General features: G+C 53.4%; 13 protein-coding genes. 9 read left to right on the forward strand and 4 right to left on the reverse strand.

What is annotated here, in order from left to right:
• Positions 1–46 precede the first annotated feature (46 nt).
• Genes F0P93_RS21855 through F0P93_RS21875 form a run of 5 tightly spaced genes read left to right on the forward strand, consistent with a single transcriptional unit; the run spans position 47 to position 5531 of the window.
• Entirely contained in the window at positions 47–1051 is a 1005-nt protein-coding gene (locus F0P93_RS21855; protein ID WP_150879875.1) for a 2-hydroxyacid dehydrogenase, read from the forward strand.
• Position 1052: 1 nt separating this feature from the next.
• Entirely contained in the window at positions 1053–2492 is a 1440-nt protein-coding gene (locus F0P93_RS21860; protein WP_150879876.1) for an FGGY-family carbohydrate kinase, read from the forward strand.
• A complete protein-coding gene (locus F0P93_RS21865) occupies positions 2493–3929 on the forward strand; it encodes an FGGY-family carbohydrate kinase (RefSeq protein ID WP_150879877.1) in 1437 nt (478 codons plus the stop codon).
• Positions 3930–3939: 10 nt separating this feature from the next.
• Positions 3940–4539 (forward strand): histidine phosphatase family protein, encoded by a 600-nt coding sequence (locus F0P93_RS21870; RefSeq protein WP_150879878.1) that lies wholly within the window; start codon positions 3940–3942, stop codon positions 4537–4539.
• Between the two features lie 53 nt (positions 4540–4592).
• Positions 4593–5531, forward strand: a complete 939-nt coding sequence (locus F0P93_RS21875; protein WP_150879879.1) for a glycerophosphodiester phosphodiesterase family protein — start codon at positions 4593–4595, stop codon at positions 5529–5531.
• 58 nt (positions 5532–5589) lie between these two features.
• Here the strand turns inward: F0P93_RS21875 and F0P93_RS21880 are convergent, their stop codons facing one another.
• Complete coding sequence (locus tag F0P93_RS21880; RefSeq protein ID WP_150879880.1) at positions 5590–5943, reverse strand: transmembrane 220 family protein; 354 nt, start codon at positions 5941–5943, stop codon at positions 5590–5592.
• Positions 5944–5978: 35 nt separating this feature from the next.
• The gene (locus tag F0P93_RS21885) at positions 5979–6752 is read right to left on the reverse strand and encodes a tetratricopeptide repeat protein (protein ID WP_150879881.1); all 774 of its coding nucleotides are present in this window, start codon (positions 6750–6752) and stop codon (positions 5979–5981) included.
• A gap of 323 nt (positions 6753–7075) precedes the next feature.
• Between F0P93_RS21885 and fsa the strand changes: the two genes are divergently transcribed.
• Positions 7076–7735 carry a fructose-6-phosphate aldolase gene (gene fsa / locus F0P93_RS21890; protein WP_114407802.1) on the forward strand — a complete coding sequence of 220 codons (660 nt, stop codon included), beginning with the start codon at positions 7076–7078 and terminating at the stop codon, positions 7733–7735.
• 102 nt (positions 7736–7837) lie between these two features.
• Positions 7838–8518: a cell division ATP-binding protein FtsE gene (locus F0P93_RS21895; protein WP_114407801.1), complete on the forward strand. Its 681-nt coding sequence runs from the start codon at positions 7838–7840 to the stop codon at positions 8516–8518.
• Between the two features lie 75 nt (positions 8519–8593).
• On the opposite strand, the gene porX is transcribed toward F0P93_RS21895, so the two are convergent.
• Both porX and kdsB read right to left on the reverse strand, forming a co-directional pair.
• Entirely contained in the window at positions 8594–10150 is a 1557-nt protein-coding gene (gene porX, locus F0P93_RS21900; RefSeq protein WP_150879882.1) for a T9SS response regulator signal transducer PorX, read from the reverse strand.
• Between the two features lie 435 nt (positions 10151–10585).
• Positions 10586–11314: a 3-deoxy-manno-octulosonate cytidylyltransferase gene (kdsB, locus tag F0P93_RS21905; RefSeq protein WP_150879883.1), complete on the reverse strand. Its 729-nt coding sequence runs from the start codon at positions 11312–11314 to the stop codon at positions 10586–10588.
• Positions 11315–11408: 94 nt separating this feature from the next.
• On the opposite strand from kdsB, the gene F0P93_RS21910 reads away from it, so the two are divergent.
• Positions 11409–12272, forward strand: coding sequence for a DUF4905 domain-containing protein (locus F0P93_RS21910; protein ID WP_191908887.1), 864 nt, complete (start codon positions 11409–11411; stop codon positions 12270–12272).
• On the forward strand, positions 12269–13336 hold the full coding sequence (locus F0P93_RS21915) for a LysM peptidoglycan-binding domain-containing protein (protein WP_225309596.1): 1068 nt from the start codon (positions 12269–12271) through the stop codon (positions 13334–13336). The genes F0P93_RS21910 and F0P93_RS21915 overlap by 4 nt, the downstream gene beginning before the upstream one ends.
• The last annotated feature ends 69 nt before the right edge of the window (positions 13337–13405 follow it).

Consider the following 13405-nt stretch of genomic DNA (forward strand, 5'->3'; position numbering starts at 1 on the left):
TCCGGGGCGTCCCGGAGCCAGCGCATGAACTCAACCCATTGCTACGATGAAAATCCTGATTACCGCGCCCTATCACCAAAAGGGACAAAATGAATTGACGGGTTGGTTTGGCGAAGTGCTGTACCGCCCCTGGAAGTTGCAGGAGCGCGCCTACACCGAAACCGAGCTGATTCAGCTTCTGCAGGCTACCGAAGCCGATGCATTGATTACCGAACACGACCCGGTGACGGCGACCGTCATCGAAGCCTGCCCGAATCTACGGTTTATCGGCGTGTGTCGCGGAACACCGTCCAACGTGGCGGTTGCCACCGCGACCGAAAAAGGCATCCCGGTTTTCAACACACCGGCCCGCAATGCCCAGGCCGTTGCCGAGCTGTTCATCGCCAACCTCATAACGCTGATGCGCAACACCCTCGCAGCGGTTCGCTGGCTGGAGGGCGGGAACTGGGCGGCCGGGGCACATACCTCCTACCTCCAGTTTAAGGGCAACGAGATTGCCGGAAAAACCATCGGTATGGTGGGTTTTGGTGCGGTGGGGCAAACCATCGCGAACCTCGTCCGGCATTTTCCCACCCGGATTTTGTACTACGATCCCTATTACACTTCCGATGATCCGTATTTCGAAAAAACCGATCTGGAAACCGTCTTTAAAACCAGTGACGTCGTTTCGATCCACCTGCCGGTAAATGAACAAACCAGCGGACTGATCGACCGGAACGTATTGTCACTCATGAAACCGGATGCGATTTTCGTCAATACTGCCCGGGCGGTGGTGGTGAACCGGGAAGATTTGCTGGCTGTTCTGGAAAACGGAAACATCCGGGGTGCTATTCTGGATGTGTTCGACCACGAACCGCCCGATAGTCTGGATTACAGGCTCATCCACCGCGACGATGTCCTGGCGACTCCGCACATTGCCGGGGCCACGTTCGAGGTGGAAGACCACCACGTCGCTATTCTGAACCAGGCATTGCACGACTTTTTTGTCGGAGATAAACAGAAAATTCGCCATTTGGTCAATCCGGCGGTTTTGCAGGAAAAAGAATCGTAACATGCCGGACGCGTATTTGATCATCGATGTAGGCACCGGAAATGTCCGGGTCGCCGTGGCCGAAACCAACGGCACCGTTCTGAGCGTGGAACGGGCCGATATGCCCTACGAACGGGATGCGCATTATCCCGAATCCATCTATTTCGACCCGAACCAACTCTGGCAAACGATTGTTGCGCTCGCCAAAACCGCCCTGGCAAACAGCGGAGCCGCAACCATCCGGGCCGTTACGGCAACCAGCCAGCGGGAAGGCATCGTTGCCCTCGGCAAAACCGGCCAATCGCTGATCGGAATGCCGAACATCGACCACCGGGGGCGCGAATGGGAAGATGCGATTGCCGATAAAAACCGGGTGTACCAAGTAACCGGACGGTATCCTACGTCGCTGTTTTCCGCCCTGAAACTGGTGGGCATACGGGAACGGAGGGCCGATCTCTGGAACGGGGTAAACGGATTTCTCAGCATTAGCGACTGGGTGCAGTACCGACTCAGCGGAATAGCCCGCTATGAACATTCGCAGGCATCCGAAACCCTGTTGTATGACGTGGCCGCCAAAACCTGGTCTGCGGAATTGTGCCATTTGTTCGATCTGGATCCGGTTTTATTACCACCCTTGCAATCCGCCGGAACTGTGCTCGGGCCGGTGTTGCCGACCCTTTCCGCCGAACTCAACCTCCCGCCGGATGCGCTGGTGGTGGTGGGCGGGGCCGATACGCAACTGGCCGTTCGGAGTCTCCAGCCGTCGGTAGACGATGTAGTGCTGGTTTCGGGCACAACCACGCCAATTATTAAACTGGTTGATCAGTACGTGACCGATGCACTGCAGCGCACCTGGACGAATCGCCACATCGACGAAAACGGGTTCATTCTGGAAGCCAACGCGGGGGTAACGGGTTTGAATTACCAACGCCTGAAACAGATTTTTTACCCCAACGAAAGCTACGAAGTCATCGAAAAAGAACTGGCTGAAAGCGCCGACTCTTCCTGCATGGCCGCTTTAGGATCGTTACTGGCCGACGAAACAGCCCCGCTGATTCGGGGCGGTTTTGTGTTCAATACGCCGGTTTCGCACCAGCTAACGCGGGGCGATTTCATTCACGCCATTCTGTGGGATATTGCGTGCAGCATCTACGAAAACTACAAAACCCTTTGCAATGTCGCCCCACACCCGGAATCCTACCTCTGGGCTTGTGGCGGAGGCATGCAAAGCCGGACGCTGCGCCGGTTCATCGCCGGTCTGACCCAAAAAGCCGTTCGCACGCGGGATACGTATCGCCAGGCGTCGGTGGTTGGCGGTGTGTTTTTATGCAACGACGCGCTGGGGATTGGGAGTATTGAACCGATCACACTGGAGGAGGTGTATCCCGAGGCACCGGAACGCTTCCGGGACCGGTATACTGACTGGAAAAAGGCGAGGACTGCCTTTCAATCAATGCACTAAATGGCGGCTTATTTTATTGGAATCGACGTTGGAACGCAGGGCGTCCGGGTGGTCCTGACGGACGAAAACGGTCAGGTTTATGGCAGTGAGGAAGCGGTTTTTCCATTAACGGATCGGGCACGCGAAGAGCAATCGCCCCGCCGATGGTGGATTGCCGTTTTACGCTGCCTGAAAACCGTAGTGGATTCCCTGCGAACGACCATCGATTTACAGGCGGTCAAATCGATTGCAGTCACCTCCACCTCCGGTACGGTGATTCCGCTCGATGACCAGAACGAACCGCTCCACAATGCCTTGATGTACAGCGACTCCCGGCCAGTCATTGAAGGGGAACAGTGCAAAGTCCTCGCCGAACGCTACCATCCGGATGGGTACACTGGTTTTAATGCGTCCAGCGGTTTATCGAAAATGGTCTGGTTTGCGCACCACTTCCCCGAAAAAACCGCCCGCTTGCACACCTGGGTTCACGCGGCTGATTACCTGACCGGAAAACTGTCGGGAAATTTTCGGGTAACGGATTATACCAACGCTTTAAAATCGGGGTATGACGTCAAAAACGGGGCGTGGCCCGCATATCTGTTTGAGACCATACCCCTCAACAAAGCGTGGATGCCGGAAGTCGTGCCGTCTGGCAAACCGATAGGCTGTTTGTTGCCCGAACTGGCCATCGCCCTGAAATTGCCCGAAATTGTGGTCGTAGCCGGGATGACCGACGGTTGTGCGTCTCAGGTGGCCTCGGGTGCCGTTCGGCCGGGCGACTGGAACACGACCATCGGCACAACCCTGGTGGTCAAGGGCGTTACGCTTCAGGCCCTGAACGACCCCGAAGGACGGCTCTACAGCCACCGTCATCCCGAAGGCTACTGGATGCCGGGCGGGGCCAGCAATACCGGAGCCGACTGGGTAACGGCCGGTTTCGGCACCGACCTTGCGGAGCTTACCCAGGCAGCCGCAGCCCTCATTCCGACGCCTTATACGGCCTACCCGCTCCGCCAGAAGGGCGAGCGGTTTCCGTTTATGTCGGCTCAGGCGCACGGTTTTGCGCCGAAAGGACTTACGAATGCGGAACTTTTTGCGGCAAATATGGAAGGAGTTGCCTACCTTGAGCGCTACGCCTACGAACTCATCGAGACGCTGTCGGGCGAAACCGTTCGGGCCGTTTATACCGCCGGTGGAGCGAGCAACAGCGATATCTGGTTAACCATTCGCAGCAGCGTGTTGAAACGACCGGTTTATAAATGTGCCGAGGTGACGGGGGCCGTGGGCGCGGCCATTCTGGCGGCTTCGCAAACGCATTTCAGCTCGCTGACCGAAGCGGCTCAGGCCATGACCCGGATTGAAAAAGAAGTAAAGCCGATGGTCGAATGGATGCCGTTGTACGATGCGGGCTATGCGCGGTTTGTCGGCGCATTACGGGAAAAAGGATTCATTGCTTAAAAGAACACTGATGCTCACCGTCTATTTACTCCGCCACGGAGAAACCTTCTGGAATGCGGACGGAAACCGCTACTGCGGAGCCACCGACATTGGATTAACGGACAAAGGAATCCAGCAGGCCCACGGGGCGGCTGCGTTATTGAAGGGCGTTTCGTTCGATGTCCTGTATTCGTCACCGCTGCAACGGGCTTTCCGAACGGCCCAGATTGCGTCGGGAAATCCGGAAGCGATCGTTACGGATGAACGGCTGACCGAAGCCAGTTTTGGCGACTGGGAAGGCAAAACCCGGGAGGAATTTATCGCCGAAAAACCCGATCTGTGGGACGCCTGGTGTGCGTCGCCCGATCAGACCAGGGCTGGGGGATGCGGAGAAACCGGCCTGGAAGTCGTCAATCGGGTCGATGATTTTTTCCGGGAAATTCGGCAGAAACACGATTCCCAGACCATCCTGGTGGTCGCCCACAATGCCGTTAACCGCTTCTACATGACCTGGAAGCTGGGAATGCCGTTGAAGAATTACCGGAAACTGATTCAGGATAATTCGACGGTTACGGTGTTCACGCTGGACGACGAAGGCGAGTTTAGTTTGCTGAAATTAAATTGCCGGTAAACCTAAATCCAACCCGCGGTTTCAACCGTGTGCTGGGTCAATACACAACAAGTATGTTCAAAATAAGCAATTTACTGGCTTTTCTGCTGTTTGCAACAGCCATCCAGGCCCAGCAACCTTTGCACATTTTGGCGATCAAAACGCCCAAAGAGCTGCACAGTTTTTTCCGGTGGACGGGCAAGGACCGACCAATCATCAGCGGTCACCGGGGCGGCATGGTCAAAGGGTTTCCGGAAAATTCGATGGCGACGTTCGAGAACACGCTGAAGCACACCCCGGCATTTTTCGAGATCGATCCGCGCCTGACAAAAGACAGCGTAATTGTGCTGATGCACGACGCGACGCTGGAACGAACCACCACCGGGTCCGGAAAAGTGGGCGACTATACCTGGGCTGAACTGAAGAAATTCCGGCTGAAAGATGCCGAAGGCAACGTCACCGAACACCGGATTCCGACGCTGGCCGAAGCCATCGACTGGGCGCGGGGAAAAACGATTCTGAATCTGGACAAAAAAGATGTGCCGTTTCGGATGATTGCCGCGATCATAAAAGAACACAAAGCCGACGCCTTCGTGATGTTGACCGTTCACACCGCCGAAGACGCCTTGTATTACTACAAAGGAAACAAAAACCAGATGTTTTCGGCCTTTGTGAAAACACCCCAGGCGATGAAGGAGTACGAAAAAGCCGGGATTCCGTTTTCGCAGATGATCGCTTACATTGGCCCGGATATCAAACCCGAAAATCAGGAAATGTATCGTCTGTTGAATGCAAAAGGCGTCATGTGCATGATTTCGGCGGCTCCAACCTACGATAAGCTCAAAACGCCGGACGAACGGGCAGCCGCTTACCGGGCGGTTTTCAAAGATGGTGCCAGCATTCTCGAATCCGATCTGCCCATCGAAACCGCCGACGCCATTCAGGAAATGATTCCCATCAAAAGTGCGAAGAGCCTGTACTTTAAAAAAGCCGTGGTCAGTGACCGGTTTTGACCGCAGCAGTTCCGGCTTCTGATGAAAGAACCGGCTTTCGGCAGAACCGGATCAGAATTTATCGCTTCGCAAGGGTTTGCCGCACCAGCACGGCCAGCAGCAGCATGGCCGCAGCACAAATGGCGAGTCCGCCGGATTCGCGGGCCAGTTCGACGTTGAGCGTTTTCATGCCCATTTCGTCCAGCAAGAACCCTTCAAATTGCGGGGGCCACCAGTAAATGGCCGATACCAGATAAATGACCCCGGCCACCAGGTAGAACCACGGGCGACCAGCGTTTCCGAACGCCATAAAACTGGCAATGGCAGCAAATCCATAAATGGGAACCCAGACCTGCGGGTCGGGGTCGTTGTATTGAAAAGCCGCAAAAAGGGTAAACAAGAGGCCAAATGTGATGGCTAGAATCTTCCGCATGGGTTTAGGAGTTAAGAGGTGTAAAGAAACGTCTTTTATTGACAGTATTCCGTCAGGTACGCCTGTGCTTCGGAATAGCCCAGTTGTTTGGCCTGTTTCAGACTCAGACACCCATTTTCACGCTGGTTCATCATGACCTGGGTTACACCGAGAGCATTGAATGCTTTACCAAATTTAGAGTCCAGTTGCACGGTTTTCGTGAAATCATTCAGAGCCTCGGGGTATTCTTCCTGCTGAAACCGGATGTTTCCCCGGTTGAAATACGCCAGCGAATTCTTCGCATCCCGCTGGATGGCCTGGTTGAAGTCCGACAACGCCGATACCAGATTCCCGCTGTTGGCAAACAGTTGGCCCCGGTCGAGGTAAATGTCGGAAGAATCGGGGGCCCGGCGGATGGCTTCAGCGTAATCTTTCAAAGCCGCGTCGGTTTCGCCCCGGGCGGTTTTCAGCTTCGCCCGGTTGTAATACGGTTTGTAAAAGTCGGGTTTCAACTGAATGGCCTGTTCGTAATCCAGCAAGGCATTTTCGTAGTCTTTCAACTCATAATAGGCGACGCCCCGGCTGTTGAACGCTTCGTAATTGTCCGCATCAGCATCGATCGCCTGATTCAGGGGCTGAATGGCTTCGCGAAATTTGCCCTGCTGCATCAAGGCCCGGGCTTCCGTTAGTTTACCTTCCGACGACGTGCAGGCTTGCAGGATGAGCAGACAAAAGACCATAATGCTCATCCCGAACGGTCGGCCGCTGTTTGTAGCGATTTTGTTGATGCGATTACGGTCCTGTAGGGTATCTAAAACGGTCTTTATCATAGGATCAGCGTGAAATTGCTACAAAAGTAGCCAGCGGCTTTTATTTTCCTGCATAAATTACTAATTTTGCACCCGGCAAACAGGCACTACCAGCTCCTGCTGAATCCCCCAGGTCTTGACAGAAGCAAGGGTAGGCGGTCGTAGCGGTGAGATGTCGGTTTGCCTTTTTTTGTTTTCATGCATTCCGACCGCGGCCCAATCGCTTCAGAATCAGATTCGATCAACGGAAAACAGAAAAACCGATCGTCCGAATGACCGATTATCCTTATTTTTGAACGCATTCTTATCACTCATATCATCTCTTTTCTTTCAGTTTAGACTCTATGAAATTTTTCATCGATACCGCCAATTTAAACGATATTCGCGAAGCACAGGATCTGGGTATTTTGGACGGGGTGACCACCAATCCATCCCTGATGGCAAAGGAAGGCATTACCGGCAAAAACAGCGTCATGCAGCATTACAAAGCCATTTGTGACATTGTCGATGGCGACGTAAGCGCCGAAGTAATTGCGACAACGTTTAACGAAATGATTGCCGAAGGCGAAGAACTGGCCGAAATCGATGATAAAATTGTCGTGAAAGTACCGATGATCAAAGAAGGCATCAAAGCCATCAATTACTTCACGGAAAAGGGCATCAAAACCAATTGCACACTGATTTTTTCGGCGGGGCAAGCCCTGTTGGCGGCTAAGGCGGGTGCTACGTATGTGTCTCCCTTCATTGGTCGTTTGGATGACATTTCGGTCGATGGCGTTGCGCTGATCGAGCAGATTGCCCTGATTTACCGCAATTATGGCTACGGCACGCAGATTCTGGCGGCTTCCGTTCGGCACCCGATGCACATCATCCAGTGTGCCGAAGTGGGCGCCGATGTGATGACCGGGCCGCTGAGCGTCATCAACGCCCTCTTCAGCCATCCCCTGACGGACATCGGTCTGGCCAAGTTTTTAGCCGACCACAAGAAAGCAGCTACCAAATAAGTTATGAGTTAAGAGTTAAAAATTAAGAGTTAGCTGACGCCTTAAACCGCACAGTTAACTTTTAACTCTTAATTCTTAACTCTTAATTCTTAACTGACAATTATGTTCTCTACCGAACCCGTTCTGTCTCTGAATCAGGCTGATATCTACCAGGGAGGTCGGATTGTCCTGGCTGATGTGACGTTTGACGTCAACAAAGGGGATTTTGTATTTTTAATTGGCCGAACGGGTAGCGGCAAAAGTTCGCTGCTCAAAACGCTGTATGCTGACCTCTGGCTGCAAGCGGGTACCGGCCGCGTGGCCGGTTTTGGCCTGGAAAAACTGAAGCCGAAGGATGTTCCGTATCTACGCCGGAAAATTGGCATTGTCTTTCAGGACTTTCAGCTTTTCATGGATCGCAACATCGAGGAAAACCTGCGGTTCGTGCTCAAAGCCACCGGGTGGACGGATCAGACCAAGATGAAAAACCGCATTTCAGAGGTGCTGATGCAGGTGGGTCTGGGAACTCTGCAAAAAAAAATGCCCCACCAGCTTTCGGGAGGGGAACAGCAACGCGTGGTGGTGGCCCGTGCCATGCTCAACGAACCCATGATTCTGATTGCCGATGAGCCCACCGGAAACCTCGACCCGGCCGTTGGCGAACAAATCATGAATGTTTTTCAAACCATCAACAATTCCGGCACCGCCATTCTGATGGCCACCCACAACTACGACTTCCTCCGCAAGTATCCCGCCCGGGTGTTGCGCGTTGAAGATGGGAAGGTCATTGAGCAGGGATTATAGAGTTAAGAGTGATGAGTTAAGAGTTGGCTGGCGCGTTACACTTTTAACTCTTAACTCATCATTCTTAACTCTTTATCACTTCGGTTTCAAATACACAAACGGAATGATCATTTCTTCCAGCGAGACTCCCCCGTGCTGGAACGTATCCCGGTAATAGTTGACGTAGTAATTGTAGTTGTTCGGATACGCGAAGAAATAATCTTCGAGCGTGAAGACGTAGGCCGTGGACACATGAATCCGGGGCAGGAAGAAGTTTTCCGGTTTGCGGCAGACGAACAGGTGGTTGTCGTCGAAACCCAGATTCTTGCCCTGCTTGTAGCGCAGGTTGGTGTTCGTATCCCGGTAGCCCACAATCTTGGCCGGTTTTTGCACCCGGATCATGCCGTGGTCGGTGGTAATAATCAGCCGGCCATTCTTTTCCGAAATCTTCCGAACCAGTTCCAGCAAAGGCGAGTGGTTAAACCAGGAGCGCGTGATGGAACGGTAAGCGGCTTCGTCGGGGGCCAGTTCCTTGATCATGGCCATGTCCGTCCGGGCGTGCGACAGCATATCCACGAAGTTGTAGACGATCACGTTCAGATCGTTCTGCATCAGGTTGCTGAAGTTATCGACCAGGTGTTTTCCCTGGTTGATGTTCAGAATCTTGTTGTACGAAAACCGGATGTTCAGGCGGCTGCTGTCGATCTGACGTTTCAGAAACTGGTCTTCGTTGTTGTTCAAACCGGCTTCTTCGTTGTCGTCATTCACCCACAGATCGGGATGTTTTTTCTCCATCTCGCTCGGCATCATCCCCGAGAAGATGGCGTTCCGGGCAAAAGCCGTCGTCGTGGGCAGGATGGAATAGTAGGACGATTCTTCTTCCACCGTAAAATATTCGGACAGGATCGGTTCGATCACTTTCCACTGGTCGTACCGCAGGTTATCGATCAGCACGAAGAAAAGCGGGTTGTTCTGCTCGATCAACGGAAACACTTTCTTCCGCATCAACTGGTGCGACATCACCGGTTTGTCGCCTTTGGGTTCATTCAGCCAGTCTTCGTAATTGTTCATCACGAATTTGCAAAACGTCGCATTGGCTTCACTTTTCTGCATGTTGAACACTTCGCCCATGCTTTTATCTTGCGCGCCATCCAGCTCCAGTTCCCAGAAAATGAGCTTCTTATAAATATCGACCCAATCTTCGAAATCGACGCGGTCGTTGTACAGGTTCGACAAATTCCGGAAATCCTGCTGGTAGCTCTGGTTCGTCTTTTCGGTGACCAGGCGTTTGTTATCGAGGATTTTTTTAACCGACAGCAGAATCTGGTTGGGGTTGAGCGGTTTGATGAGGTAATCGGCGATTTTGGCTCCGATGGCCCCTTCCATGATGTGCTCTTCTTCGCTCTTCGTAATCATCACAACCGGCAGATTGGGCCGCATTTGTTTGATTTGCTGGAGCGTTTCCAGCCCCGTCATCCCCGGCATCATTTCGTCCAGAAAAACGAGATCGAAGTTTTCCTGATCCACTTTTTCGAGTGCATCAGCCCCGCTGTTCACGGGCGTAATGGTATATCCTTTGTTATTCAAAAAAAGAATATGGGGTTTCAATAAGTCAATTTCGTCATCGGCCCAGAGGATGGAATAATTTTGCATGGTACGGTTTTCTGTGTGGTTAGATTGAATAGTTTACCCTAGTTCAACTTGGTAACGACCGAAACTGTTCAGGTGGTTCGATTTTAACAGTTATTAACTTCTCGTTCCCATGACGGGATCGGCATCGTCCTGCGGGCAAGTTACCTTTTTCAGCTCACCTTTTTGAAAAAGGGCTGTTTTCATTGCCGTTTGTGACGGATAAGGCGGTTGCGCAAGGTCTTATTTTGGGAGTAACCGGCTTGCTCATCCCGTAGGGATTAAACAGCGCAGCGTCGGTAGCAGATCAGCATTTTCCAAAATTCGCGTGCCGTAAGGTACGCAACGATTTTCCCGGCAGTCGCGTACCTATCGGCACGCCGGGGAGCGATTCGCCTTGTTGCTACCGACGCTACGCTGTTCAATCCCTACGGGATACCGGATTTTCCGGTAACCTTGCTACGACACCAACCGCGCCAGATCCTCCGGCGTGTCGATGCCGTAGCTGTCCAGTTCCGTCACGACACAGCGAATCCGGTAGCCGTTTTCGAGCCAGCGGAGTTGTTCGAGGGCTTCGGCTCTTTCGAGGAGGGAAGGCGGCAACTGCGTAATCTGACCCAGAATATCGGCCCGGTAGGCGTAAATACCGATGTGTTTGTAAAATAGATGGTGCTGCAGCCATTCCTCCGACGGCCAGCCTCGCAGGTACGGAAGCGTCTGGCGACTGAAATACAGGGCCTCTCCCCGGCTGTTCAGCACCACTTTCGGTGTACTCGGATTGAACAGCACTTCCGGATCATCGATCCGCTTCACCAGCGTGGCCAGTTCCGTCTGTCCATCCAGCACCGAAGCCAGCAGGTCAATCTGCTCGGGCTTGATAAAAGGCTCATCACCCTGAATATTAATCACATAATCGAACGTTTCCCCAACAGCCTGCATCGCTTCGTAACACCGGTCGGTTCCGCTCTGGTGATGCTCGGACGTCATGATGACCTCTCCGCCAAACGCACGGACCGGCCCCGCAATGGCTTCGTGGTCGGTCGCAATCACGACCCGGCTGAGGGAGGTCGCCTTCTGGGACTGCTCCATCACGCGTTGAATCATGGTTTTTCCACCAATATCCGCCAGGGCTTTGGCTGGGAAACGGCTGGAGGCATAACGAGCCGGGATAATTCCGAGGATGTTCATTCGTCGATTTTCGGTATTTTTGGCGCAAGATACGCGGAACTCGGTTTACACGGGAAAAAATGGCGTGTTGATTCTGGCCCGATCCCTATTCCAAATGACCGACGCAAATCCCAATCAGTTGCCTGTCGCTTTCCAACTACAGTTTTCGGACCCGGTTTGGCGGCTGGTTTTTGAACAGGTCGATACGAGCCCGGGCCTGGTTGTCGCCGAATTGCGAAACCGGGATTCCCAGACGCTGACCTTCACAACGGTGTCATTACCGCCTGGAAAGGTGGTTTACGAAACTACCCCCCAGTTGCCGTTTCACTCCTCCCTGATTGGCCTCTGGAACGGCCAGGCGCTCTACCACCGCTTCGATAACAACCGGTTACCGGTTCCAACGGCCCTGGGAAACGTGGACCTGAAAACCGGTCAGCCGCGTTGGGAATGGCCCCTGCACGTTCTGACCGGAGCCAATGCCGAACAGGTTTGGGCGCAACGGGCCTCGCTGACCGACCTGACCACCTCACCCGTTGTGGCCTTTCGGCTGGCCGATGGTGAACCGGTTCAAACCGCTGAAAATCCACCGGTTTTTAACAATTCACGCTTGTCTTTCCCCGTTTCTTACACAATGGCCAGCACCTGGTGGCCCGTTATCGACCGATTTATAAAAAAACAGACGCTGCATCAGCCGATTGACTCGATCGATTATTTAGAAATTGGCGATAAACTTATTTTTTCGTATTATTATCGTGAAACAAACGATCAGCTACACGCATCCGTGTTGATCACCGACCGTCTACGAACGATCTGGTTACACCAGAAAACCGGCCAGGACTTTGAAACCGCCCGGCCGCTCTCCGAATCGAACGCCCAGCCGTTGGTCGGAAACGGCTCTTTCTGCGTCTGGCAAAACCAGATCATCATTCAAACTACTTCAACTTGTCTTACGAGTTATTATTTGACACCAATGCCATGAAGCGACTGATGCCGCTGTTACTAGCTGGCTGGCTGACCAGTATCATTACCCAAGCCCATCCTGTTCTGCCGGATTCTCTCGGGATGGAGAAGAAAGACGGTAAATTATACGTTCTGCACCGGATCGAACAGGGACAAACGCTGTATTCGCTCGTTCGGAAATACAACACCACCATTCAAGCCATCAAGGATGCCAATCCGGGGCTGGCCGATGGCGTTCGCTACGATCAGGTGGTGCGCGTTCCGGCCAGTAATCTGTCGCGGAAAGAAGAAAAAGCTGTTACCAAAGCCATCAAAAAAGAGGAAAAAGAATCATTAAAACGCGAGGAGCGCGAAGTGAAGCAGGAAACCGTTCGGGAAGCGAACAGCGGTATTCACCAGGTAGAACCGGGGCAAACCCTGTACAGCCTGGCGTCGCGCTACGGGGTTTCGATGGATGAGGTCCGCAAATGGAACAACCTTTCGTCCGACCACATCGTGAGTGGTCAGGCGCTGATTGTTTCGGAGAAGGCGTGGCGCGTTCGGGAACCGTTGGCCAAACCCGTCGCCGTGGCTCCCACCCATCGCTCTGACTCCTCGACCGAAGTTTCGCGGACATCCCGCAACGACTCGCCCAAAACCGAGCGACCGGCGGCTCCCCCGCGTACGGTTCCAACGCCACCCCGGGAAGAGCCCAGCCGACCCGCCGAAGGCGAACGACCAGCCACCGAACCCAGCAGCCCGGCCCCTTCCGAACCCCGCATCATTCGCCCCGGCGACTCGGGGCCCCTTCCGAACCCCGGTGGCAACACCCGTCGCATTTCTGAAATTGGGATGGCCGAAATCATCGAAAATTCCGGCAACTCAAACAAATATCTGGCCTTGCACCGCTCCGCCCCCATCGGCACGCTGGTTCTGGTGCGAAACGACATGAATCAGCAGTCCATTTGGGTGAAAATCATCGGCCGCCTTCCAGACACCAGTGTCAATGACAAAGTGATCGTGAAAGTTTCGGCGCGGGCCTTCGAGAAACTTTCTCCCGCCGATCGGCGTTTTCGGGCAGAGGTTAGTTACTTAGTACCTTAACTGGTTGGAATGGTTAAAAATGGTTTTAATGGTTGGCTGGCTGTCTTGGCATTCGATTACAAGACCGTC

It is taken from the genome of Larkinella humicola (assembly GCF_008727875.1).
Classification (GTDB): domain Bacteria; phylum Bacteroidota; class Bacteroidia; order Cytophagales; family Spirosomataceae; genus Larkinella; species Larkinella humicola.